Annotated in this window: 18 protein-coding genes and 1 riboswitch; of the genes, 13 read left to right on the top strand and 5 right to left on the bottom strand. The window is 75.4% G+C overall.

Annotated features, from left to right (window positions below; all coding sequences use genetic code 11):
• The first annotated feature begins 19 nt into the window (after window positions 1–19).
• The 6 genes from V1J52_RS00730 (at window position 20) to V1J52_RS00755 (ending at window position 9096) form a co-directional block, all read left to right on the top strand.
• The gene (locus V1J52_RS00730; protein WP_330137529.1) at window positions 20–2896 is read left to right on the top strand and encodes a lantibiotic dehydratase; all 2877 of its coding nucleotides are present in this window, start codon (window positions 20–22) and stop codon (window positions 2894–2896) included.
• The gene (locus V1J52_RS00735) at window positions 2884–4047 is read left to right on the top strand and encodes a lantibiotic dehydratase C-terminal domain-containing protein (RefSeq protein WP_330137530.1); all 1164 of its coding nucleotides are present in this window, start codon (window positions 2884–2886) and stop codon (window positions 4045–4047) included. The genes V1J52_RS00730 and V1J52_RS00735 overlap by 13 nt, the downstream gene beginning before the upstream one ends.
• A 149-nt stretch (window positions 4048–4196) precedes the next feature.
• On the top strand, window positions 4197–5267 hold the full coding sequence (locus V1J52_RS00740) for a peptidase M50 (RefSeq protein WP_443075704.1): 1071 nt from the start codon (window positions 4197–4199) through the stop codon (window positions 5265–5267).
• Between the two features lie 90 nt (window positions 5268–5357).
• The gene (locus V1J52_RS00745; protein WP_330137532.1) at window positions 5358–6359 is read left to right on the top strand and encodes an ABC transporter ATP-binding protein; all 1002 of its coding nucleotides are present in this window, start codon (window positions 5358–5360) and stop codon (window positions 6357–6359) included.
• Window positions 6356–7111, top strand: a complete 756-nt coding sequence (locus V1J52_RS00750; protein WP_330137533.1) for an ABC transporter permease — start codon at window positions 6356–6358, stop codon at window positions 7109–7111. Before V1J52_RS00745 ends, V1J52_RS00750 begins: the two co-directional genes overlap by 4 nt.
• The gene (locus V1J52_RS00755) at window positions 7108–9096 is read left to right on the top strand and encodes a TOMM precursor leader peptide-binding protein (RefSeq protein ID WP_330137534.1); all 1989 of its coding nucleotides are present in this window, start codon (window positions 7108–7110) and stop codon (window positions 9094–9096) included. Before V1J52_RS00750 ends, V1J52_RS00755 begins: the two co-directional genes overlap by 4 nt.
• Before the next feature lie 113 nt (window positions 9097–9209).
• On the opposite strand, the gene V1J52_RS00760 is transcribed toward V1J52_RS00755, so the two are convergent.
• The gene (locus tag V1J52_RS00760) at window positions 9210–9380 is read right to left on the bottom strand and encodes a thiazolylpeptide-type bacteriocin (RefSeq protein ID WP_030757923.1); all 171 of its coding nucleotides are present in this window, start codon (window positions 9378–9380) and stop codon (window positions 9210–9212) included.
• A gap of 264 nt (window positions 9381–9644) precedes the next feature.
• On the opposite strand from V1J52_RS00760, the gene V1J52_RS00765 reads away from it, so the two are divergent.
• Entirely contained in the window at window positions 9645–10970 is a 1326-nt protein-coding gene (locus V1J52_RS00765) for an amidohydrolase (protein ID WP_330137535.1), read from the top strand.
• 73 nt (window positions 10971–11043) lie between these two features.
• On the opposite strand, the gene V1J52_RS00770 is transcribed toward V1J52_RS00765, so the two are convergent.
• The 4 genes from V1J52_RS00770 to V1J52_RS00785 all read right to left on the bottom strand — a co-directional run bounded on the left by V1J52_RS00770 (window position 11044) and on the right by V1J52_RS00785 (window position 14722).
• On the bottom strand, window positions 11044–11457 hold the full coding sequence (locus tag V1J52_RS00770; protein WP_330137536.1) for a pyridoxamine 5'-phosphate oxidase family protein: 414 nt from the start codon (window positions 11455–11457) through the stop codon (window positions 11044–11046).
• Window positions 11458–11581: 124 nt separating this feature from the next.
• Window positions 11582–11869 (bottom strand): hypothetical protein, encoded by a 288-nt coding sequence (locus V1J52_RS00775; protein WP_330137537.1) that lies wholly within the window; start codon window positions 11867–11869, stop codon window positions 11582–11584.
• Between the two features lie 13 nt (window positions 11870–11882).
• Window positions 11883–13598, bottom strand: a complete 1716-nt coding sequence (locus V1J52_RS00780; protein ID WP_330137538.1) for a sodium:solute symporter family protein — start codon at window positions 13596–13598, stop codon at window positions 11883–11885.
• A gap of 350 nt (window positions 13599–13948) precedes the next feature.
• Window positions 13949–14722 carry a LysM peptidoglycan-binding domain-containing protein gene (locus V1J52_RS00785; RefSeq protein WP_330137539.1) on the bottom strand — a complete coding sequence of 258 codons (774 nt, stop codon included), beginning with the start codon at window positions 14720–14722 and terminating at the stop codon, window positions 13949–13951.
• A gap of 3 nt (window positions 14723–14725) precedes the next feature.
• Window positions 14726–14901: riboswitch (cyclic di-AMP (ydaO/yuaA leader) on the bottom strand.
• 574 nt (window positions 14902–15475) lie between these two features.
• Here V1J52_RS00785 and V1J52_RS00790 point away from each other — a divergent pair.
• The 6 genes from V1J52_RS00790 (at window position 15476) to eccCa (ending at window position 24922) form a co-directional block, all read left to right on the top strand.
• Entirely contained in the window at window positions 15476–18349 is a 2874-nt protein-coding gene (locus V1J52_RS00790) for an AfsR/SARP family transcriptional regulator (protein ID WP_330137540.1), read from the top strand.
• A 98-nt stretch (window positions 18350–18447) separates the two neighbouring features.
• Window positions 18448–18774 carry an aliphatic sulfonate ABC transporter substrate-binding protein gene (locus V1J52_RS00795; protein WP_330137541.1) on the top strand — a complete coding sequence of 109 codons (327 nt, stop codon included), beginning with the start codon at window positions 18448–18450 and terminating at the stop codon, window positions 18772–18774.
• A gap of 49 nt (window positions 18775–18823) precedes the next feature.
• Window positions 18824–19129 (top strand): hypothetical protein, encoded by a 306-nt coding sequence (locus V1J52_RS00800; protein WP_330137542.1) that lies wholly within the window; start codon window positions 18824–18826, stop codon window positions 19127–19129.
• Between the two features lie 26 nt (window positions 19130–19155).
• On the top strand, window positions 19156–19503 hold the full coding sequence (locus V1J52_RS00805; RefSeq protein ID WP_330137543.1) for a hypothetical protein: 348 nt from the start codon (window positions 19156–19158) through the stop codon (window positions 19501–19503).
• A gap of 2 nt (window positions 19504–19505) precedes the next feature.
• Window positions 19506–20852 (top strand): hypothetical protein, encoded by a 1347-nt coding sequence (locus tag V1J52_RS00810; protein ID WP_330137544.1) that lies wholly within the window; start codon window positions 19506–19508, stop codon window positions 20850–20852.
• A 98-nt stretch (window positions 20853–20950) separates the two neighbouring features.
• Complete coding sequence (gene eccCa, locus V1J52_RS00815; protein ID WP_330137545.1) at window positions 20951–24922, top strand: type VII secretion protein EccCa; 3972 nt, start codon at window positions 20951–20953, stop codon at window positions 24920–24922.
• Window positions 24923–24972 lie beyond the last annotated feature (50 nt).

Here is a 24972-nt window from a genome sequence, read left to right on the forward strand (position 1 = left end):
CCGGGCTGGGAGACACCCGATGACACTCACGACGTCCGACACACCCGCCCCGGCACAGGGCGAGCCCGCCCCGCCCGCGGCCACCTGGGAACCCGGGAGGCGGTTCCTGCTGCGCGTCGCCGGGCTGCCCGTGGAGACCGTGCACGGCCTGCGCTGCCCCGCGACCCGCCGCTGGGCCGACCGGGTGCTGGCCGAGGAGGAGCGGCTGCGCGCCGACGGCGCCGTCCTCAGCGAGCTGCTGCACGGCCTGGTCCAGGCGGCCGACGCCACCGGCGGGGACGCCGCCCGCCGCACCCTGCTGGCCCTGCGCCGCCACCTGTTCAACAACCGGCTGCCCGCCGACCCCGCGGCGGCGGCCGCCCTGGTCGCCGGTCTCGACGGACCGGCCGGGAAGCGGGTCGCCGCCTGGCTGCACGACCGCGCGGCCCTGGCGGACCTCCGCGAGCGCGGCGCCGCGTCGCTCGCCGGTGAACTGCGCACCGCCCGCGGCGCGCTGCGCCGGGCGCTGAGCGAGGAGCGGTTCCGCGCGGGCCTGCTGCTGGCCTCCCCGACGCTCGACGGCCGGCTCGACGCCTACCTGCGCGAGCTCGACGCCCACCTGGGCGGCACCGGTCCCGAGCCCGGCAAGCGGATGCGCAAGATCGAGCGCTCCGCGCTGACATACCTCTACCGCACCGCCTGCAAGACCAGCCCGTTCAGCTCCTTCACCGCCGTGGCCCTGGGCACGTTCGCGGGCGAGGGCACCGACGGCCGGGCGGCCCTGCACACCGGTGAGGAGTGGACCAGCCACGTGCGGCTGAACGTCGTCGTCCTGCGGCGGCTGGCCGAACTGATCACGGCCGATCCCGTGCGCCGCCAGGACCTGCCCGTCGTCCTGTCCCCGGGCTGGGGACGCGACGACGACCGCATCCGCTACGTGCGGCACCTGGTGACGGCCGGGGACGACCGCGCCGCCGTCACCTTCGACGCGGTGCGCGACCGCCTGTTCTACCTGCGCAGCAGCGGCACCCTGGAGCGGCTCCTGGACCTCTTCGGCAGCCGGTCCGCGCTGCGCCACCGCGATCTGGTCGACTGGCTCCAGCACGAGCACGGCGCCGAGCGCGCCGAGTGCGAGCGGTACGCCGCCGCCCTGCTGCAACTGGGCATGGTGCAGGTGCCCTGCCTGCACACCGACGTGCACAGCCCCGACCCGCTGCGCTCCTTCCAGGACGCGCTGCGCGACCTGGACAGCCCCTGGGCCGACCACGTGGCCCGGAGCCTGGACGGTCCGGCCGCGTGCCTGGACCGCTACCCCGCCGCCGGCATCGCCGAACGGCGCACGCTCCTGGCCGGCCTGCGCGGCCAGCTCCTGGAGATCCAGCGGGAACTGGGCGCGCCCGACCCCGTGCTGCCGCAGACGCTGCTGTACGAGGACGTGAGCGCCGGTGACGACCTGGAGTGCGGACCGGGCGTGCTGACCGGCGCCACCGGACGGGCACTGCGGGCGGTGGAGGGCGTGCTGCCGATGTTCGACGTGACGCTGCCCCAGCGCATCACCCTCCGGGGCTTCTTCACCGCCCGCTACGGGCGCGGCGGGCGGTGCGAGGACCTGCTCGGCCTCGTGCACGACTTCCACGAGGACTTCTTCGACCAGTACGTCTCCTTCACCGCCAAGCGCAGCGCCTTCGACGAGAACGGCGCCTACGTCCCGGAGGAGAACTGGCTCGGCCAGGCCGCGCTCGGAACGCTGGACGACGCCCGGCGCCGCTTCGTCGACGGCATGCGGGAGCTGTGGGCGCGGGCCCGGGAGACCGGCGCCGAGGAGATCGAGCTGCCCGGCGGGCTGCTGGCGGCGGTCGGCGCCGGGCTGGCCCCGATCACGCCCGGCTTCGCGCCGCTGAGCCACCACCTCCAGCTCGCCCGTCCCGCTCCGGGCGGCGGCCAGCCGCTGGCCGTCCTCAACCGCTCGTACGGCGGGCTGGCGTTCCCGTTCAGCCGGTTCACCCACGTCTACGACGGCACCGCGAGCGACGGCGCCACCCACGGCGCCGCCCAGGACGCCGTCCACGGGGACACCGCGGCGGGCGGCGCTCCCGCGTCCACCGGGCAGGGCCTGTCGGCGCTGCTGCGGGAGGAGATGCGGGCCCGTCAGCCGCACGGAGCGGTCTTCGCCGAACTGACCGGCGGGCCGGTCACCAGCAACCTCAACCAGCACGGACGGCTGACCGACTACCAGATCGTCTGCCCGGGGGAGACGAGCACGGTCCCGGAAGAGGACCGCGTCCACCTGGACGACCTGTACGTCGAGCACGACGAGGCGGCCGACCGGCTCGTCCTGCGCTCGCGCCGGCTGGGACGCGAGGTCGTCCCCGTCTACCTCGGCTACCTCGTCCCCGTCGCGCTGCCGGAGATCCCCCGCACGCTGCTGCTCTTCTCCCCGAGCACCATGACCCCCACCGACATCTGGGGCGGCGTCCCCCAGGGGCCCGCCGCGGACGGCGTCACCCGCAGGCCGCGCGTGCGCCACGGCGACGTCGTGATCAGCCGCCGGAGCTGGAGCGCGGACGCGTCCGTGCTCCCGGTGCGCCGCCCGGGGACGGGCGAGGCGGAGTGGTACCTGGAGTGGCAGCGCTGGCGACGTGCCCACGGGCTGCCCGACCAGGTCTTCGCCACCGTCTCGCGCGGCGGTCCCGGCGCCAAGCCCGTCCACGTCGACTTCGACAGCCACCTCTCCCTGACGGCCTTCGACGCCCTGGTGGACCGGGAGCCCGGGAGCCGCGTGACCCTGCGCGAGGCGCTCCCGGCCGAGGACGGGCTGCACGTGACCTCGCAGCGGGGCCGCCACGTGGCCGAACTGGCCGTGGAGACGTTCACTTCCCGCACCCGCCCCGAGGAGCCCGCAGCATGCCGGAACTGACCCCCGCCCGCACCGCCGCCCACGGCACCGCCCCGGAGGACACCGGGACACCGGGGGAGTGGATCGCGCTGCACGTCTTCTACGCCGCCAACCCGCAGCCCATGCTGGTCAACTGCGTGCGCCCGCTGGTGGAGCGGCTCACGGCGGAGGGGCTGCTGGCCGGTTACTTCTTCATCAACTACTGGCTGGAGGGCCCGCACGTCCGGCTGCGGCTGCGGCCCGCACACGACGCCGCCGCGCCCGAGGTGCGGCGGCGGGCCGAGGAGGCCCTGACCGCGTTCCTCCGCACCCGGCCCGCCCTGTACGAGGTGGACGCCGGGTTCCTCAAGGACTTCTACAACGCCCTGTTCGACATCGAGTTCCCCGGCGGCGACCGGGACCGCTACATGGGGGAGGACGGCCGGATGAGCCTGCGGCCGAACAACACCTTCTCCTACGAGACCTACGCGCCCGAGTACGCCAAGTACGGCGGGCCCGCCGGCGTGGAACTGGCCGAGTGGCACTTCCGGCACTCCAGCGACCTGGTCATCAACGCCTTCCGCACCATGAACCTGCACCTGCGCACCGTGCTGCTCGGCACCTCCGCCCAGCTGATGATGGTGATGGCGAGCTGCTTCCTGCCCGAGGACGACCGCCTCGCGGACTACCTGGACGGGTACTACGCGTTCTGGCACCGGGCCTTCCCCGGGACGGGGTTCATCGGCTCGGAGGAGTACGAGCGCACCTACGCCGAGATGGCGCCCGCCCTCGGGCGGCGGTTCGCCGCGATCCGCGCCGCCGTCGCCGCCGGGGAACCGGAGCGGCTGCCGGCGTTCCTGCGCGGCTGGGCCGACCACTGCCTGGAACTGCGCGCGCGGGCGGTGGAACTGGCCGGGCGCGGCCGGCTCCTCTTCCCCGCCTGGGACGGCCCCGCCCGGGAGGACGCCGGGCAGGAGCGCACGGAACCCGCCGGGACCGGACCGCTCCAGCCGCTCACCGACACCGCGGCCGTGCTGCCACGGCTGCTCTCCCCCTACATGCACATGACCAACAACCGGCTTCACGTGACCATCCGCGACGAGGCGTACCTCTCCTTCGTGCTCGGCCAGGTGCTGCGCGATCCGGCCGGCGCCGCCGCCTCGGAGGCCGCGGCCGGGAAGGCGGAGGCGTGACCGCCGCCCGCGACCGCACCTCCCCCGCCCCCGCCCCCGGCCCCGGCCCCGGCACCAGCCCGGACACCGGGGGCGGGACCACCGGCGTCCCGTCCCCGGCGGAGCCCTCCGCGCGGGCCGGTGCCGCAGCGCGCGCCTACCGGCCCGCGCTGCGCGGCGGCGTCCTGCTCAGCCCGCCCCTGCTGCGCGGCCCGCGCACCGTCCACCTCGTCAGGAACCCGGTCAGCGGCGCGGCGTTCGAGGTCGGCACCAAGGAGCACTTCGTCATCTCCCGGCTCGACGGCACCCGGAACTTCGACGACATCGGCCCCGAGTACGCGGCCCGGTTCGGCCGCCGTCTCACCGTGGAGAACTGGCACCGGCTGCTCGGCCTCCTCGGCGCCCGCGGCCTGCTGGACGGCGCCCCGGACCCGCCGCCCGCGCCACCGGCGCCGCCGCGCACCGGCACCCTGTGGCGGGGCACCCGCCGCATGGTCGCCGACGCCGACGCGACCACCGCGCGGCTGCACCGGCTGCTCCGCCCGCTGCTGCACCCGGCCGTCCAACTGCCCCTGCTGGCCGCGGAGGCGGCCATGGTCGTGGTGCTCGCCGTACACGCCGGGGAACTGCTCGGCGGCGCGGCCGAGCTGGTGAGACAGCCCGCGGTGCTCGTCGCGGTGGCGCTGCTGCTGTGGCTGAGCATCACCCTGCACGAACTCGGCCACGGCGTCGCCGCCCAGCACTACGGCGGCAGCGTCGCCGAGATCGGGCTGCGCTGGCGCTTCCCGGTCGCCATCATGTACTGCACCGTGGACAACTACCTGTTCCTGCCCGGCCGCAGGGCCAAACTCGTGATCGCCGGGGCCGGCGCCCACGTGAACCTGCTGCTCCTGCTCCCCTTCGCGGTGTGGTGGGCGCTCGCGCCGGAAGACGGCACCGAGCGTCCCCTGCTGGCGGGCCTGCTGCTGCTCGGCGGCGTCCAGGCGCTGAGCAACATCGTCCCCATCCCGCCGCTGGACGGCTACCGCATGCTGGGCCACGCCCTCGGCGCCGCCCAGCTCGCCCCCGAGACCCGCGCCTACCTGACACTGCGCCGGCGCGAGGGCCGGGCCGCCGCCACCACCGCCTACCCGCGGCGGGCCCGGGTCCTCTACACCGCGTACGGCGCCGTGTGGGCGGCCCTGGTCTGCCTCGCCGTGGGCGGCACCTGCGCGGCCGCCGCCGTCCTCGTGCTCGGCTGACCCGCTCCCGGCCCCCGCCCCCACCCCCGCCCGATGCCCTCGCCACCCGCCCCATCCGAGGGCACGACGCTTAAGGACGCACGCAACCCCATGAGTGAGGTACTGGCCATGCGGCCCACACCCCCCGAAGGCACCCCCCCGCCCGTCGCCGTCGAGGTCCGGGGCGTCTCCAAGCGCTACGGGGAACGGCAGGCCCTCGACGACGTCACCCTGCGCGTCCACCGGGGCGAGTTCTTCGGCCTCCTCGGGCCCAACGGCGCGGGGAAGTCCACCCTGGTGGAGATCATGGAAGGGCTGCGCCGGGCCGACGCGGGCTCGGTCGCCGTGTTCGGCGAGTCCCCCTGGCCGCGCAACACCGCCCTGCTGCCCCGGCTGGGCGTGCAGACCCAGTCCTCGGCGTTCTTCGTGCGGCAGACCGCGCACGAGCACCTGCGCACCGTCGCCGCGCTCTACGGCGCCCCGAAGACGGCCGTCGACGCCACCCTGGCCACCGCGGGCCTCACCGCGCAGCGGGACGTCCGCGTGGAGAACCTGTCGGGCGGCCAGCGGCAGCGCCTGGCCATCGCCTCCGCCCTCGTGCACGGCCCCGAACTGATCTTCCTCGACGAGCCGACCGCCGCCCTCGACCCGCAGGCCCGCCGCGACCTGTGGGAGGTGCTGCGCGGCCTCAAGGCCGAGGGCCGCACGATCGTTTACACCACGCACCACCTGGACGAGGCCGAAGCCCTGTGCGACCGCGTCGCCATCCTCGTGGCCGGTGCCATCGCCGTCACCGACTCCCCGCACAACCTCGTCGACGCCTCGAAGACGCCGAGCCGCCTGCTGCTGCCGCTGGGCCGCCTGGACGAGGAGGAGGCCGCCGCCCTCCCCGGCGTCGACCGCGTCACGGTCCAGGGCGGCTCGCTCGTCCTGGAGACGCGCACCGCCGGACGCGTGCTCAGCGCCGTCGACCGCCTCACCGGGCTGGACGGCGTGCAGACCCGCACCGCCAGCCTGGAGGACGTCTACCTCGACCTGACCGCCCGCGCCGCGAACGCGCCGGGCGGCCCCGCCCCCGCCACCCCCGCCGACGCCACGGAGCAGCAGCGATGAGCACCTACACCGCACTGGCCGCGGCCGGCTACCGCGCCCAGGTCCGCGACAAGACGACCCTCTTCTTCACCTTCGCCTTCCCGCTCCTCTTCCTCGTCGTCTTCGGCCTGATCTTCCGGGGCCAGGCCGTCGAGGAGAGCGGCCTGTCCTACATCTCCTACACGGCCGCCGGAGTGCTCTCCTGGGGCGTGGCCAACGCCGCCGTGTTCGGTATCGCCTTCACCCTCATGCAGTGGCGCGGCGACGACATCCTGCGGCTCATCCGCATGTCCCCGGCCCCGCTGTCCGCCGTCATCGGCTCCCGCTACGCCATCGCCCTCGTCGTCGGCCTCGTCCAGTCGCTGCTGTTCGTCGGCGTGGCCATGCTCCCGCTGTTCGGGCTGCGGCCCGCGTCCGGCTGGCCGCTGCTGGTCCCGGTGATGCTGCTGGGCATCACCACCTTCCTGCTGCTGGGCGTGATCATCGGCTCCTTCGCCGACACCCCCGAGTCGGTCGCCGCCGTCGCCAACTTCCTCATGCTGCCCATGGCGTTCCTGTCCGGGTCCTTCTTCCCGCTGGACTCCATGCCCTCCTGGCTGCAACAGGTCTCCCTGGTCATGCCGCTGCGCTACCTCAACGACGCCGTGTCCGCCGCGCTGACCGGCCGCGGCGACGGCGGGGACATCGCGGTGGGCTGCGCCGGACTCGCCGTCTTCGCCCTCCTGATGGGAGCCGTCGCCGTGAAGACGTTCCGCTGGACGAAGAGCTCATGAGCACCGGCACGCGGCCGCTGCCGCAACCGATGGAACAGGCCCTGGCCACGCTCCGCTCGGCCCTCACCGGCCGCATGGGCCGCCACGCCCCGGTGGCCGTGCCGGTCGGCGCCACGGACGCGGCGGCCACCCTCGGCGAGCGGGGCGCCGCGGACCCCTGGGCCGCCGTCCGCGCCGGCGCCCGGGTCCACGTCACCGCATCCGCCGTCCTCGTCGGACCCTGGGGCGGCGACGGCACCGCGCCCGCCTGCGGACAATGCCTGGCGCTGCGCTGGCAGCGGCTGCGCAGCCGCAGCGAACGCGACGCCCTGGAGACCGGCGGCCCGGACGGGCCCCGGCCCGCGGGACCGTGGCCGCTGCTGACGCCCTACGCGCACGACGCCGTCGCCGCGCTGTGCGCCGCCGTGCTCACCCCCGCGCCGCTGGCCGAGGCACCCGCCACGGACCCGGCCGACCGCGCCCTGCCCCAGGTGTCCCGGATCGACCTGCGCAGCCTGGCGGTCCGCACGTATCCGCTGCTCGCCGACCCGCTCTGCCCCGACTGCGGCGTCCGCCGCGCCCCCGGACCCGGCACCGCACCGGCCCCCGGGGCGGACCGCCCGGCACCGCTGACACCGGCCAGCCGGACCAAGCCGGATGCGGGCACCTACCGCCTGCGCCCCGCCTCCGCCCTGCCCCTCCCCGCCGAGGCGCTGGCCAACCCCGTCTGCGGCGCCCTCGGCGGCGGCACCTGGAGCAGCGTCACCTCGCCGACCACCGCGCCCGTCGCCGGAAGCGTCTTCGTCCGGGGGTACGCCGGGCTCAACGACGTCACCTGGAGCGGCCAGGAGAACTCCTTCGCCACCAGCCGCACCCTGGCCTTCCTCGAAGGGCTGGAACGCTACGCCGGGACGCACCGGCGGGGCCGCGCCGTGCCGGTCACCGGCTCCTACAACGCGCTGCGGGCGGACGCCGTCGATCCGGCCGCCTGCGGGTTCTACGACCCGCGGACCTACCGGGAGGACCCGCTCGTCGACCCGTTCGACCCGGACCGGCCCATCCCCTGGGAGTGGGGCTGGTCGCTGCGCGACGAGCGCCCGGTGCTGGTGCCCTCGCGGCTGGTCTACTACAGCGCCGGGCTGGCGGCGGACAACTTCGTCTTCGAGTGCTCCAACGGCTGCGCCATCGGCGGCTGCCTGGAGGAGGCCCTGCTCGGCGGCCTCCTGGAACTCGTCGAGCGCGACGCCTTCCTCAACGCCTGGTACGGCGCGGCCCGCCTGCCCCGCGTCGACCTGTCCACCGTCGGCGGCCGCACCGCCGCCGTCATGGTGGAGAGGGCGGCGCTCCAGGGGTACGACGTGCACGTCCTGGACAACCGCATCGACCTGGCGGTGCCGGTGGCCACCGCCGTCGCCGTCCGCCGCGACGGCGGACCGGGCACGCTCTCCTTCGCCGCCGCCGCCTCGCTGGACCCCCGGAAGGCCGTCGAGGGCGCCCTGTCCGAAGTGCTCACCTACCTGCCGCACCTGCCCCGGCAGACCCGGGAGCGCCGGGGCGAACTGGAGGCCATGGCGGACGACTTCTCCAAGGTCCGGCACCTGAAGGACCACGCCCAGCTCTACGGCCTGCCCCGCATGGCCGAACACGCCCGTGACTACCTGGAACCGGCCGCCGCGCACTCCTTCGCCGACGTCTACCGGGACTGGGAGGACGGCGGCCGTCCGCGCACCGGAGACCTGCGCGACGACGTCCTGGCCGTCCGCGACGCCCTCGTCGGCGCCGGGCACGACGTGATCGCCGTCGACCAGACCACGCCGGAGCAGGAACGGATGGGGCTGCGCACGGTCAGCACCCTGGTGCCGGGCCTCCTGCCGATCGACTTCGGCTGGAACCGGCAGCGGGCCCTGCTGCTGCCCCGGCTGCGCACCGCGCTGCGGCGCGGCGGTCACCGCGCGACGGACCTCACGGACGCCGAGATCCGCCGGGTCCCGCACCCCTTCCCCTGATGGGGGCGGCTGCCCCGGCGGGGACGCGGGAACGCGAACGCCCGGCGTCCGCTCCCCGGCGCGCGCCGCGCCGGGGGCCGGACGCCGGGCGGCCAGGCCGCGCCGACGGGAGGTCAGGCGGAGCAGGAGGTGGTGCTCGTGGTGGAGCTGCAGGTCGAGGTGGAGCTGGTGCTCGTGGAGCCGGCCAGCACGACCTCGCTGGCGTCCGAGTAGTCGGAGATCTCGAAGGTCTCGGCCTCGAGCTCGAGGATCTCGTCGGCGAGGGTGCTCAGGTCCTTGTTCATGCTCTCTCCTTCGCGTCGGGGCGGCCGTGGGAGACGGCTGCCCGGTACCGTGCGCTTCTCATTGGACCGGCAGCCGCTCACCACCGCGCCCTCTCCCCGCTGTCACTTCGCTGGCGCGCGGTGCCAGCGGTCCGCGGCGCCCGCCCCGCCGCCCCCGCACCGCACCCGCCGCCCCCGCACCGCACCGGCCAGGCCCGCACCGTCCGGCGCCGGGCCACGACGCGGCAGGTGCCCCGGACACACACGGTCAGGAGACGTCCCGCCATGAACCCGCCCGCACCCCCGCCCCCGCCGGGCCCTCCCGGCCCCGTCCCGGAGCCCGGCGCCGTGCCGGACACCGGTGACGCCTCCGCCGTCCTGCGCCGGTCCGGGGAGGTGCTGCGGCCCGCGCTCACCCTCTACCTGGACCTGCACCGGCACCCGGAACTCTCCGGCCACGAGAGCCGCACCGCCCGCCTGTTCGCGGAGCGGCTGGCCGGCAGCGGCTGCGAGGTGACCGGGGACGTCGGCGGCCACGGCGTCGTCGGCGTGCTGCGCAACGGCGAGGGCCCACGCGTGTACCTGCGGGCCGAACTCGACGCCCTGCCCCTGCGCGAGCGCACCGGACTGCCGTACGCCAGCGGCAACGACGCCATGCACGCCTGCGGCCACGACCTGCACCTCGCGGCGGCGTCCGGCGCGGTGGACCTGCTGGCCCGCGGCACGGACCACTGGCGCGGCACCGTCGTGGTCGTCGGCCAGCCCGCCGAGGAGACGCTCACCGGGGCCCGCGCGATGCTGCGGGACGGGCTGTACGCGCGCTTCGGCAGGCCGGACGTGGTGCTCGCGCAGCACGCGGCCCCGCTGCCCTCCGGCATGGTCGCGCACGGCGGCGGCCACGGCCCGGTGGCGGCCGCGAGCGCCACCCTGGCCGTCGTGCTGCACGGCAGGGGCGGCCACGCCGCCACCCCGCACCTCACGGTGGACCCCGTGGTGACCGCGGCCGCGGTGATCACCCGTCTGCAGACCGTCGTCTCCCGGGAGACGGCGCCCGCGGAGCAGGTCGCGCTCACCGTGGGCAGCGTGCGCGCCGGGACGGCCGCGAACGTGGTGCCCGAACGGGCGGAGCTCGGCGTCGGCGTCCGGGCGGCGACCGACGAGGCCCTGGAACGCGCGGTCGCGGCCGTCGAACGGATCGTGCGGGCCGAGTGCGCCGCCTCGGCCTGCCCGCGCGAGCCGGAGGTGGCCCTCGTCTCCCGCTCGCCCGCCCTGTGGGGGGACCCGTGGGCCACCGAGGCCGTCCGCCGGGCCCACACCGCCCGCTACGGACCCGCGCGCGTGGGCCACTGGCCGCCGTCGATGGCGGCCGAGGACTTCCCCCTCTTCGGGGACCGGGGCCTTAGCCTCCACGGCGAGGAGGGCGTGCCGCTCGTGTACTGGATGGTCGGCGTCGTGGGCCCCGGGGAGTGGGCCGGGGACTCCAGCCCGCCGCCGAACCACTCCCCGCACTTCGCGCCGCACGTGCGCACCGCCCTGCCGTCCGCGATCTCGGCTCTGGCCACCGCCGCCCTGGACCGCCTCGGCGGCCCCGCGACCCGGCCGGGGCCGTGAACCGGGAGCGTCCCGCACCCGCGGCTGACCACGGCGCCCGGACGCGTCCGGCCTCCGCCCCGCCCGGCGGGGCTCACCAGCCCGGCGGCTTCGCGGTGCCCAGGGCGCGGGTGACGGTGATCTCGATGACCACGCGCCGCGGGTTCGGCCCCGGCGTCCGGTACCGCTCGGCGTAGCGCCGTTCGGCCTCCGCGACCGCGCCGGGGTCGTCCCGGACGACGGCGGTGCCTTCGAGCGTGCACCAGCGGCGCCCGTCGACCTGGCTGACGGCCACCCGGGCCCCGGGCCCCGCCTTGCGGACGTTGCGCACCTTCGTGCTGCCGCCGTCGCAGATCACCCGGGCGACGCGGGTCAGCGGGTCGTAGGTGACGCCGACGGGCACCAGGTGCGGGCTGCCGTCGGGGCGGAGCGTGGTGAGGAAGCACGTCCGGCGTTCCTCCCAGAAGCCGGGAGGTGACGGTGGGGTGGCGGGGGTGTCGCTGTGCACGGCGGGTCCTCGGCGGTCGGGTGCGGGGGACGGGCGGACGTCCCATTGTGCCGTCGCGGCGTGCCGCGCCCGTGCCGGGCGGTGGGTCCGTCGCGGGGCCCCACCGCCCGGCCGTCCCGGTGCGTCAGGCCGGGCCGTCCCCGCCGGGGGAGTCCTGGGCCTCCGGCTCCTCCGGGACGACGACCGGGCGCAGGCGGGTCCACAGGGTGAACGCCGCGGCGACGGTGAGCAGGGCGAGCCCCGACCACAGGTTGATGTTGAGGCCGGCGGCCTTGGCGATGTCGGCGTCGGACGCGACGGCGCCGGTCACGGTCAGGACGGCGCCGTAGATGCCCAGCAGGAGGGCGATGAACAGGCGGATGTCCAGGGCGCCGGCGGTCCGGCGGCCCCCGGGGGTCTTCTGCGCGGTCACGGGTACCTCCCTCTCAGCCGAAGACGATGTTGAGCACGATGGTGATCACCAGGACGATGCCCGCCATCAGGCCGGGGCGGCGGTACCAGCCCGCGTCCTCGCCGGTGGACTTCTCGCGCAGCTTCTCCTTCGGAGTGAGCGAGTAGACAAGGTTCTCCAGTTCCGCGTCCGGCTTGGGCCGGGTGACGAGGCTGACGGCGACGCTGACGACGATGTCCACGGCGAAGGCCGCGCCCGCGCCGACGAAGCTCGCGCCCTGCCCGGACAGCTCCAGCACGCCCGCCTCGGAGAGCCAGAAGACCGCGACGGCCGAGGCCGTGCCCGCGACGAGCCCCAGCCAGCCGGCCGCCGGGGTCATGCGCTTCCAGAACATGCCGAGGATGAACGTGGCGAACAGCGGCGCGTTGAAGAACGAGAACAGCTGCTGGAGGTAGTCCATCAGGTTGGCGTAGCCGGAGGCGATGAACGCGGTGCCGACGGCGGCGAACGTGCCGCCCGCCGAGACCCAGCGGCCCATGCGCAGGTAGTAGCCGTCCGGCTTGTTCCGCACGATGTACGACTGCCAGATGTCGTAGGTGAAGACGGTGTTGAACGAGCTGAGGTTGGCCGCCATGCCCGCCATGAAGGAGGCCAGCAGACCGGCCAGGGCGACGCCGAGGATGCCGTTGGGCAGCAGGTCGCGCATGAGCAGCAGGATGGCGTCGTTGTAGTCGACGCCGCCCTCGCCCGTGCGCTTGAAGTCGGCCAGCTCCTGCACGGAGACGGCGGCGATCATGCCGGGGACGATGACGACGAACGGGATCAGCAGCTTGGGGAAGGCGCCGATGATCGGGGTGCGCTTGGCCGCGGACATGGACTTGGAGGCCATCGCCCGCTGCACCTCGACGAAGTTCGTCGTCCAGTACCCGAAGGACAGCACGAAGCCGAGGCCGAAGACCAGGCCGATGACGCTGAGCAGCTCGGAGTCGAAGCCGGTGAGCTGCGTGCCCGGCCAGGCGGTGAGCTGTTCGGCTCCGCCGGGGCTGTCGGTGACGCGGTCGACCAGCCCGTCCCAGCCGCCGACCTTGTTGAGCCCGGCGATGGTGAGCGGGACGAGTCCGGCCACGATGACGAAGAACTGGAGCACCTCGTTGTAGATGGCCGCCGACAGGCCGCCGAGCGCGGTGTAGGTCAGCACGATCGCGGCGGCGGCGAGCACGGAGGTCCACAGCGGCCAGCCGAGCAGCACGTTGACGATGGTGGCCAGCAGGTAGAGGTTGACGCCCGCGATGAGGACCTGGGCGGCGGCGAAGCTGACGCCGTTCACCAGGTGGGCGGCGGGCCCGAACCGCCGCAGCATGAACTCGGGCACGCTGCGGACCCTGGAGCCGTAGTAGAACGGCATCATGACCAGGCCCAGGAAGAGCATGGCCGGGATGGCGCCGATCCAGAAGTAGTGCATGGTCGGCATGCCGTACTGGGCGCCGTTGGCCGACATGCCGATGATCTCGATCGCGCCGAGGTTCGCGGCGATGAACGCCAGGCCCGTCACCCAGGCCGGGAGCGAGCGTCCGGACAGGAAGAAGTCCAGGCTCGTGGAGACCGAGCGTCTGGCCACGTAGCCGACGCCGAGGACGAAGACGAAGTAGAGGGCGAGCAGCGCGTAGTCGACGGCGTTGGCGTCGAGCCGCAGCGCGTCCTGGGCGACCAGGAGGGGCGCACCGCCGGTCAGCGGTTGTGTGAGGGGCATGGTTCTCTCGTGGGGAGTTCGTCCGCCCCGTGGCACCGCCGCCGGGTTTCGGGGCGGCGGCACGCGGCGGGGGACGCCGGTGCCGGGGCGGGAGCGTGGTGGGCGGGAGGGTCGCCGGGTGGGGTGCGTCGCATCGGAACCACCACTCCTTCAATCGACCAGCAAACAACACAAGCGAACAGTTTCGAACGCCAAGCGGGTATTACACCGCCGTGTCCCCGGCGCGTCAACACCCGCCGGTGCGCCCCCGCCTCCGCCTCGCCCGCGCCCCGCGTCCGTACGCACGAAGGCGGGCCGGTACCGGAGAGGTCTCCGGTACCGGCCCGCCCGTACAGCGGTGCGCGGTCCCGTCAGTAGGGGCCGTTGACGTTGTCGATCGAGCCGTAGCGGTCGGCCGCGTAGTTGCAGGCGGCGACGATGTTGGCCACCGGGTCGTACTGGCTGTTCACGGTGCCGGGCACGTGGTAGGCGTCGAACGTCGGCTTGATCACCTGGAGCAGGCCGATGGACGGGACACCGTTCTGGGCGTTGATGTCCCAGTTGTTGATCGCGTTCGGGTTGCCGCTGGACTCCCGCATGATGTTGCGGTGGATGCCGTCGTAGGAGCCGGGGATGCCGTGTGCCGCCATGATGTCCAGGGCCTCGGTGATCCACCCGTCGAGGGAGTCCGGGTAGCTCTTGGCGGCGGCGGTGGCGGCGGTGGCGGCGGGGGCGGCGGTGCGCTCGGCCGTGCGGCTGGCCCTGGCCTCGTCCGCGCGGGCGTCCGGTGCGGTGAGGACCAGTTCCTGGCCGGGCCGGATCAGGTCCGGGTCGGCTCCGATGACCTCGCGGTTGGCCTCGTGGAGGGCTTCCCAGCCGCCCTCGACGCCGTGGGCGGCGGCGATGCCGTGCAGGGTCTCCCCGGAGGCCACGGTGTGGGAGGCGGCGGACTGCTGTGCGGCCTGGGAGGGGGCGGCCGCGGCCACCGCGGCGGCCGGGGCCGCGGCGGGAGCGGCGGCGGCGCTGCCCGCGGTGGCGAGGGGCACGGCCACGCTGGCCCCGCCGAGGGCGAGGATCGCGGAGGCGCGGGAGACGTGCCGGAGAACGAGCTGGTGACGCGGGCGGCTGTGACGTCCACGGGACATGGGTGGGTTCCTCTCCTGCGCCTGCGAGGTGAGCTGTCGGATTCGGGCTGGAGCTGCCCGGCCATGCCCCGATGCGCAAATGCGAACGGGGACAGGCTTCACCCCTAGCCGGTCACGCGACGTGCGTGTCCGGCGCTTACCTGGTTCCCCCGCTCCTGCCGCGACGGCTGGTGTCACCCCCGTCCGGGCGGCAGGATTCGGCGTCCCGGTCGGAGGGCCCCCGCCATGAGGTGCGGTGGCGGGGACACGTAAGCACAGCGTTCGAGGCTGCGACAAGGAGACGGCGGGGCCGGGGCCGCCCGGTGCGGCCCGGTGGGGGGCGCGGCCGGACACCAGAGGATGATCGGCGACGTACCGGGTGGAAAGGGGCGCCTCGCGGACCGGTGCCAAATTTGGCCCGCCACCGCCGGTCTGACGGTGTCGCAGCTGCGGTGCCGTCGTGATGATGTTGCATTCGCATACGGGTCTGTGAACTCCGCCACAGTCCTGCGGGGAGCCTTCCGTTTTCGGAAGTCCAGCGGCAAAGGCTCCCTGTTGGGCTGTATGGGCGCCATGTGTGCTTTCGCCCGTTTCCCGACCGGCTCCCGCCGGTACGCGCCGGTTCTCCACCGTCCCGTCACAGGCGTATGACCGGTGCGCACGGCCGATTGCGTAGAGTCTGCGGTGCCGCTGTAGTCCCCCGCAGCCGATCCGCTCTCGGCGTACGTACCCGACCCGGCCGCGGGCCGGCGCGGTTGGCTCTGGAGGTGTCCGTTGGAGTTCCGCATCCTGGGTCCCGTCGTCGCCCTGGACGGGCGGGGCGAGCACCTGCCCGTCACGGCGCCGATGCTGCGGACGCTGCTCGCCGCGCTGGTGCTGCACCCGGGCCGCCCCGTCCCCGCCGAGGAGCTGGCCGACCAGCTGTGGGGCGAACGGCTGCCCGCCAACGCCCGCACCGCGCTGCGCAACTACGTCATGCGACTGCGCAAGGCGGTGCCCGGCGACCGCATCCGCACCGTGCCCGGCGGCTACCTGCTCGCCGCCGAACGCGACGAGACCGACCTCGGCCGCTTCCGCGCGCTGCTGCTGCGCTCCCGGGAGAGGACCTCCGCCGCCCCCGCGGAGGCCGCCGCCCTGCTGCGCGAGGCGCTGTCGCTGTGGCGCGGCACCCCGCTGGCCGACCTCACCGACAGCCCGCTGCGCACCAACGAGCGGCCCCGCCTGGAGGAGCTGCACCTCACCGCGGCCGAGGAACGCTTCGAGCTGGAACTCGCGCTCGGCCGCCACGCACTGGTCGTCGACGAGCTGAGCGCCACCGCCCGCCGCCACCGGCTGCGCGAACGCCTCACCCGGCAGCTCATGCTGGCCCTGCACCGCTGCGGCCGCACCGCCGAGGCGCTCGCCGCCTACCGGGACGCCCGCCGGGACCTGGTCGACGAACTGGCCATCGAGCCCGGCCCCGAGACGCGCGAGCTGGAACGGGCGATCCTGCGGGCCGACCCGGCCCTGCACGCGCCCGCCCCGGCCGGCCACGCCGCCTCCCCGGCCCCCGGGCCCGCCGCCGCGCCGTCCGCCGGACCGCCGCCCGGCGCGGCGTTCCCCGCCGGGACGGCCGCGTTCGTCGCCCGCGGCGTCGAACTGGCCCGGCTGCGCGAGCGGCTGACGGGCGCGCCCTCCGCGCCCGCCGTCTGCCTCATCGACGGACCCGGCGGCGTCGGCAAGTCCACGCTCGCCGTCCGCGCGGCCCGCGAGGTCGCCGACCGGTTCCCCGGCGGGCTGCACCACGTGGACCTGCGCGGCGCCGACCCGCACCGCGCCCCGCTGGAGACCGTCGACGCCCTGCACGTCCTGCTCGGCGCCCTCGGCGTGAGCCCCGAGCACATCCCCGCGGACACCGGGGCCGCCACCCGGCTCTACCACGAACTCCTGGCCGGGCGGCGCACGCTCCTCGTGCTCGACAACGCCGTCCACACCCGCCAGGTCCTCCCGCTGCTGCCGGCCGAGCCCGGCAGCGCGGCCGTCGTCACCAGCCGGGCCGTGCTCACCGGCGTCCCGCACGCCCAGCACCTGCACCTGGACGCGCTGACGACGTCCGACGCCGTCGCCCTGATCAAGGCCGTCTCCGGGCGCCCGGCGGAGCCCGGCGACCAGGCCCACTGGGAGGAACTGGCGGCCCTGTGCGGACGGCTCCCGCTCGCGCTGCGCATCATCGCCACCCGGCTCGCCTCGCGGCCCCGCTGGAGCGTGGCGGACTGGGCGGCCGTCCTGCGCGACGAACGCGGCCGGCTCGACGAACTCGTCACCGCCGACCTGGACGCCCGCGCCAGCCTCATGCTCAGCATCGACCAGCTCGCCGCCGCCGACGACCCGGACGACCAGCGCGCCGCCGCGCTCTTCCCGCTGCTGGGCACCACCGCCGTCACCACCTACAGCGTCCCCGCCGTCGCGGCCCTCGGCGGCCACAGCCCGGCCCGGGCCAGGGACGCGCTGGAGCGGCTGACCGACGCCCAGATCGCCTCCAGCCCCCGCCCCGGCGCCTACTCCCTGCACGACCTGGTGCGCGCCGCCGCCGTCCGGCAGGCCGCCGCACTGCCCACCGCGCGGGCGCACGGCGCGCTGAGCGGGCTGTCCCGCTGGTACCTCGGCTCGCTCCACCGCCTCAACTCACCACTGACGCTGCCGGAGTCCTTCCGCAGGCGCTACCGGGAGGGCGCCGCGCGCTACCCCGAGGGCCGCACCTTCGACCGCACCGACGAGGCCATGGCCTGGGCGGACTCCGTCATGGACGACGTCCTCGCGCTCGCCGGCCAGCTCTCCGAACCCGAGTACGACACCGCGGAACGCCCGCTGGCCGCCTTCGCGCTGGAGGCGTGCCGGGCGCTGGAGACGTACTTCGTCGTCCGGCTGAGCTGGCGCGCCCAGGAACGCCTGTGCGGTGCGGTGCTGCGGGCGGCCGAGCGGCGCGGCGACGACTACGCGCGGGCGATCGCGCACAGCCAGCTCGGCAAGGCGGCGGGCCAGCGCGGCGACGGCGAGCGCGGCCGCGTCCACCTGGAACGCGCCATCGGGCTCTTCCGGGGGCTGGGCGACCACCCCGAGGAACTCGGCGCGCTCAACAACCTCGCGCCGTGCCTGGCGATCAGCGGGCGCCTGGAGGAGGCGGTGGAGACGGCCAGGGCCGCCCTCGCCGAGGGCCGGGCGGGCGGACCGCCGGAGATCGTCTACTCGGCGCTGAACAACCTGGGCCGGTGCCAGCTGATGCTGGGCCAGCGCGACGAGGCGGTGCACCTGCTCACCGGCGCCTACCGCGAGGCCCCCCTCGACTACCACCTGGCGTCGATCGCCTCGGTCCTCGCCGAGTGCTCGCTGGACTCCGGGGACTTCGAGGACGCGGCGTGCTGGGCCGACCGGGGGATCGGCCACGCCGCGGAGCAGCCCTTCGACCCGTTCCAGGTCGCCCACCTGCACGCCATGCTGAGCGCGGCCCTGCGCGGACTCGGCCGTACCGAGCAGGCGTCCGCCGCCGACGCCCGCGCCCGGCACATGCTCGACGACCTCAACTCCCGCGAGGCGGCCTCCCTGTCCGTGCTGCTCACCGGCGGCGAACCGTCCCCCGGCGCGTCACCGGGCACCCCGCCACGCGGCTGATACGCCGTTGATACGCCCCCGCCCTACCGTGAGGACGGTGCCGCCGTCCGCACGGCGGCACCGCACGGGGAAGCACGTCCGGAAGGGGTTCGAGGGCCGTGACCGAGTTCGACGTCAACGTCAGTACCGACAGGCTCAAGGAGATCGAGGGCATCGTCGCGGACGCCTACGACCGCATGACGCAGTCCGCGAAGACGATCGGCGCCCAGGGCGAGCAGGTCGCCCTCGCCTACCGCGGCGCCGGAACGGCCACCGCCATGGACAACTACGCCAACCTCGCCGGTGCGGGCAGCGCGCTCGGTGAGGCCCTCGACGGGCTCAAGTCCGACCTGAACCTCACCGGCGAGCACGGCCAGGAGACGGACGTGCAGGCCCAGGACGCGATGCGCCGCGCCGGTTCGGTGTCGCAGGGCATGGAAGGCTGACCGGCCCGCAGCCGACCGCGCCACCGCTTGACCAGAGAGGAGCAGGGAGATGTACGGAGACGGCCAGATCTCGTTCAACAGCGAAGGACTGTCCGCCATCCAGCGGATCGGCAGGGACCAGGTCGAGGAGTGCAACGAGATCTGGAGCGACGTCATGTCGCGGATCGAGGCGCTCTTCCCCGAAGGCGCCATCGACGCCGGCCTCGCGGGCGTCCTAGCCGAGCGCAACGAGCAGTACGTGCGCGACGTCAACCGGTTCGTCGAGGACCTGGGCCTGAAGAACACCGCCATCGGCCAGACCCGGGACATCGGCATCGAGGGCGGCGAGGCCATGCGCCGAGCCGCCCGGCTGTGACGCGGTAGCGGAAGGAGCGACGCGCCATGGGTGCGGGGGACACCGAACACCTCAACGCCTGGGAGCTGTACCGGACCCAGAACCGGACGGAGGACCTGGACGGGCTGTCCGCGATGCGGGAGCGCTTCGTGGAGATCGCCGCGGTGGACGGCATCTTCGGCCGGGTCGGCAACGGCGCGGCCGCCGAGGCGGCCCTGACCGAGGCCGCGACGGCGATGCTGGCGGAGGCCGAACGGGCGGGCATCTCCGTCGCCAACATCGCGCACAACGCGGGCGTCGCGGGCGGCATCGCGGAGATGACGGACGAGGAGGCCGCCTTCCAGCAGCGCCTCACGCCGCCCTCGGGCGGCGGCGGCTTCGCCGAGGTGTACTGACGGTGGCCGACGACTTCCACGACATCGCCGACACCATCTGCAGCCCCAGCGAGTACGCCATGCGGGCGGCGGCCGGGGCCTGGACGGCGCTGGCCGGCGCCGCGTCGCAGAGCCAGGGGCGGCTGCGCACCATCGCCGAGGACACGGCGGCGGAACCGGGCGTCGGCCTGCTCGACCTCGCCGACCGGCTGGACACGGTGGGCGGCTGGGGCGCCGGGGCGGGCGCCGTCGCCGCCGGGATCGCCCAGCAGCTCCAGACGGCCGCCGAGGCCACCGCGAAGGCGGTGGAACGGGCGCTCCACCTGGAGGAGCGCTACGAGGAGTCGCACCGGCTCCACCGCGAGACGGCCGCCGCCGACGTGACGACGGCGGCCTCCATGCACGCCCAGCGCATGCAGAAGCTCAAGGACGAGGCCCGCGACGAGCTGGACGCGCTCAGTGCCGTGTACGCGACCGTCACCGGCGGCACCGCGCCCTCGGCGCCCGAGGTCGGCTCCGCCGGCCTTGGCGGCGGGCCCACCGGACGCGCCGCCCCTGCGGGCGGGCACGGCGGCGAGGACGCGCGGCCGGCCGCCTACGTCACGACGGCAAGCGGCGGCCGGATCGGGGTGGGGGAGTACCCCTACTCCAGCGTCGTCGGCCCCGAGGGCGGGGACTTCGCGGGCTGGGTCCGCTCGCCGGGCACCGGGTTCCTCGTCGACCCGGCGACGGGCCGCGAGTTCGACACCGTCACCGGCCGCTGGATCGACCCGGTCACCGGGCGGCCCTTCGGCGATGTCACCGAGTACGCGACCCGGCTGGCCGGGCTGGGCGGCGGGCCGGGCCCGCTGGCCGGGCCCGGCGGCGTCGGTGTCGCCCCGGCGGGCGCGGGCGGCGTGGTGGGGACGCCGTCCGCGTTCGCCGGTCTCTACGGCGGCACGGTGCCGCCCAGCGTGGCGCACAGCGGTCCCGCGCAGCAGCAGGTCGCCCGCCAGGCGTCCCGCAGCCTCGCCGAGCGGGCCCGGGTGGCGGACCGCTACGCCGCCCGCGAGGCCGCCCAGGGCGGCCGGCCCTACGTGCCGCCGCCCGGCGCGGGCGGCCAGCGCCCCGCCCAGGGCGGCCGGTCCGGCGCCCCCACGGGGGGAGGGCGCCGGGCCGCCCCCGGCGAACCGGCCGCCACCTGGCGCGGCCGGGCCGCCGACGCCGCCGCCCGCCACCGCCTCGCCGGGCCGCCGCCCGCGCCGGCGGCCGCCCGCACCGCCCCGGGGCAGGGCCGCGAACGCCGTCGCGCCCCGGGCCCGGGCCTCACCGAGGACGCCTCCGTGTGGCGTCCCGCGGGGCCCGCCACCCCGGGCGTCCTGGGCCAGTAGCACCGGCCGCGGTCCGCGCCGGCGGGGCCGCCGCGACCGTGCGGCCGGTGCGGACTGCCACCGCGCTTCCACGAACGAGTCGAGCAGGGGGACACCGGGTGACCACGCCCACCACCACCTTCCGGCGCCCGGTCCGGGCCGCGCAGCCGGTCGTGCCCGAAGGGGAGGTCGTCCTCAAGGCGCCGCCCGAACTGCCGGGCCCCGACCCGAACAACAACGTGTGGCTCACCGCGCTGCCCGCGCTCAGCGGCCTCGGGTCCGTCCTGTACATGCTCACCATGGGGCGCGGGCCCGTCGGGTACGTCATCGGGACGATGTTCCTCGTCTCCTCGCTGGCCATGGTGGCCGGCTCGCTGCTGCGGCAGCGGGGCCAGTCCCGGGGGCAGGCGCAGAACGAACGGCGGGACTACCTGCGCTACCTGGAGCGCACCCGCGCCGAGGTGCGGCGCACCGCGGACGCGCAGCGGGCGGCGCTGCGGTGGAACGCCCCGGAGCCCGGCACCCTGTGGGGCGTCGCCGCCAGCCGGCGCCTGTGGGAACGGCGCGCGGGCGACGACGACTTCGGCGTGGTGCGCATCGGCACCGGACCCCGCTACCTGGCCACCCCGCTGGTGCCGGCCGAGTCCGCGCCGGTGGAGGACCTGGACCCGCTCAGCGCCGTCGCGCTCAAGCGCTTCGTCAGCGCCCACTCCGTCGTGCCCGGCCTGCCGGTGCAACTGGCCCTGCGCCGCTTCGCCTGCCTGGCGTGCGCCGGGGAACCGGAGGCCGCGCGGGCCCTGACCCGGGCCGTCCTCGCGCAGGCGGTGACCTTCCACGCGCCGCGGGACCTGCGGGTCCTGGTGTGCACCCGGGACGTGGACGGCCCCGACTGGGCGTGGGTCAAGTGGCTGCCGCACGCCCACCACCCCGAGGAGGTGGACCACGCCGGGCCCGTCCGCATGGTGCACCGCAGCCTCGCCGGTCTGGAGGACATGCTCGGCGCCGAACTGAGCCGCCGCACCCGGTTCAGCCGGGACGCCGCCCCCGACCCCGACGCGCCGCAGCTCCTCGTCGTCCTCGACGGCGGGCTGGCCATGGGCTCCGAGGCCCTGCTCGACCCGGACGGGCTCCAGGGCGTCACCGTCATCGACCTGGACGGGCACGCCCGCGTGCTCACCGAGGCGCACGGGGTGCGGCTGGAGGTCAGCGACGGCACCCTCGCCGTCCGCAGCGGGGAGACCACCGACGAACTGGGCGACGCCGACGCGCTGAGCCGGGCCGAGGCCGAGGCCCTGGCGCAGCAGCTCGCGGGCCACCGGCTCGACGCGCGCACCGCGCAGACCGAGGACCTGGACTCCGCCGACACCACCCTGCCCGCCCTCATCGGCGTGGACGACGCGGGCCGCCTCGACCTGGAGACGCTGTGGCGCCCGCGCCCCCTGCGCGACCGGCTGCGCGTCCCCATCGGGCTCTCCGCCGACGGCGGCGTGCTGGACCTCGACATCAAGGAGTCCGCGCAGAACGGCATGGGCCCGCACGGGCTGCTGGTGGGCGCCACCGGGTCCGGCAAGTCGGAGCTGCTGCGCACCCTCGTCCTGGCCATGGCCACCACCCACTCCACCGAGCAGCTCAACTTCGTCCTGGTGGACTTCAAGGGCGGCGCGACCTTCGCCGGGATGGCCGACCTGCCGCACGTCGCGGCCGTCATCACCAACCTGGAGGACGACCTCACCCTCGTGGACCGCATGCAGGAGGCGCTGTCCGGGGAGATGAACCGCCGCCAGGAGGTGCTGCGGGACGCGGGCAACCTCGTCTCCGTGCGCGACTACGAGCGGGCCCGGCAGCGCGGCGCGCAGCTGACGCCGCTGCCCAGCCTGTTCATCGTCGTCGACGAGTTCTCCGAACTGCTCGCCCAAAAGCCCGACTTCGCCGACCTGTTCGTGCAGATCGGACGGCTCGGCCGCTCGCTGGGCCTGCACCTGCTGCTCGCCTCGCAGCGGCTGGACGAGGGCCGGCTGCGCGGCCTGGAGGCACACCTGTCCTACCGGATCGGCCTGCGCACGTTCTCCGAACAGGAGAGCCGCACCGCCATCGGCGTCACCGACGCCCACCACCTGCCCAGCGCGCCGGGGCACGGCTACCTGCGCACCGACACCACCACGCTCAAGCGGTTCCGCGCCGCCTACGTCTCCGGCGCCTACCGCACCGGGGAGGGCGGCGGCCGCACCGCGCTGGGCGGGCCGGTGGACGTGCGGCCCTTCCCCGCCGACTACGTCACCGTGCCCGCGGCGCTGCGCCCGGCCGGACCCGCCCCCGTCCTGGCGGACGACGAGTTCGGGGACGAGGAGGACCTGGGCACCACGATCATGAGCGTCATGACGGAGCAGATGGTCGGCCGCGGCGCGCAGGCCCACCAGGTGTGGCAGCCCCCGCTGGAGGAGCCCGACAGCCTCGACGCGCTCCACCCGGGCCTCACCGTCCGCGAGGGCCGCGGCCTGACCACCGCCGACGACGGCCGCGGGCCGCGCGCCGTCGTCGGCACCGTGGACCGCCCCTTCCACCAGCGGCGCGACCCCATGACGCTGGACCTCTCCGGCGCGGGCGGGCACGTCGCCGTCGTCGGCGGACCGCGCAGCGGCAAGTCCACCGTCGTCCGCTCCCTGATCGCCTCCCTCGCCCTGCGCCACACCCCGCGCGAGACGCAGTTCTTCTGCCTGGACTTCTCCGGCACCCTCTTCGCGCTCGGCGGGCTGCCGCACGTCGGCGGCGTCGCCGGGCGCCTCGACGCGGAGGCCGTGAACCGCGCCGTCGCCGAGACGCTGGAAGTGCTCGAACAGCGCGAGCTGCGCTTCCGCGAGCTGGGCGTGGACTCGATGGCCGACTACCGGCGGCTGCGCGCCGGGGGCCACATCACCGACGACCCCTTCGGCGACGTCTTCCTCGTCGTGGACGGCTGGCAGGTGCTCCGGCAGAGCTACCCCGACCTGGAGGCCACCCTCATGGGCGTCGCCGGGCGGATGCTCACCTACGGCATCCACCTCGTCGTCACCGGCAACCGGTGGCTCGACCTGCGCATGGGCCTGCGCGACCTGCTCGGCACCAAGATCGAGCTGAAGCTCGGCGACGCGCTGGACTCCGAGGTCGACCGCAAGCTCCAGCGCGCCGTCCCCGCCGACCGGCCCGGACGCGGCCTCACCGCCGACCGGCTGCACTTCCTCGGCGCCGTGCCGCGCATCGACGGGCGGCACACCGACGAGGACCTGGCCGCCGGCATCACCGACCTGGTGCGGCGCGTCGCCGGGGCGTGGCAGGGCCCGCCCGCGCCGCGCGTGCGGATGCTGCCCGACACCTACCCGCACGCCGCGATCGAGGCGCCCGCCGAGCGGGCGGGCACCGCCCCGGGCGTCGTCATCGGCGTCGAGGGCACCCGCCTGGAACCGGTCGTCTTCCGGCCCGGCGAGGACAACGGCCTCATCGCCATCGGCGACAGCGAGACCGGCAAGACGGCCCTGCTGCGCTCGGTCGCCCGGCAGGTCGTGGAGACCTGGCGGCCGCCCCAGGCCAAACTCGTGCTCCTCGACTACCGGATGACGATGCTCCAGGAGTTCGACGGGGACAGCCTGCTGGGCTACGCGACCAACCACGAGACCGCGGCCGACATCGTCGCCGGACTCGTGGACGGTTTCCGCAAGCGGCTGCCGGGGCCCGACGTCACCCCCGAGGAGCTGCGGGAGCGCTCCTGGTGGCGCGGCCCGGAGATCTACCTCGTCGTCGACGACTACGACCTCGTGGCCACCTCCGCCGGCAACCCGCTGCGCCCGCTGGTGGAGTTCCTGCCGCAGGCCCGCAGCATCGGGCTGCACCTGTACGTCGCCCGGCAGGCCGGGGGCGCGGCCCGCGCCAGCGGCGACCCCGTCCTCGGCCGCGCCCGCGAACTCAACTTCCCCGGCGTGCTGATGAGCGTCCCCAAGGACGAGCCCGGCATCTGGGGGCACCGCTCGGCCAAACGCAGGAAGGGCCGCGGCCTGCTGCTGCACCGCAGGCACGGCACCACCCCGGTGCAGCTCGCCCGCCTGGACGCCCCCCAGTGAACCGCCGACCCCGCGCGCCGCGGCAGCGGACGCAGCCGCCGCCCGCACGC

Source organism: Streptomyces solitudinis (assembly GCF_036323765.1).
In the GTDB taxonomy this organism is placed as follows: Bacteria; Actinomycetota; Actinomycetes; order Streptomycetales; family Streptomycetaceae; genus Streptomyces.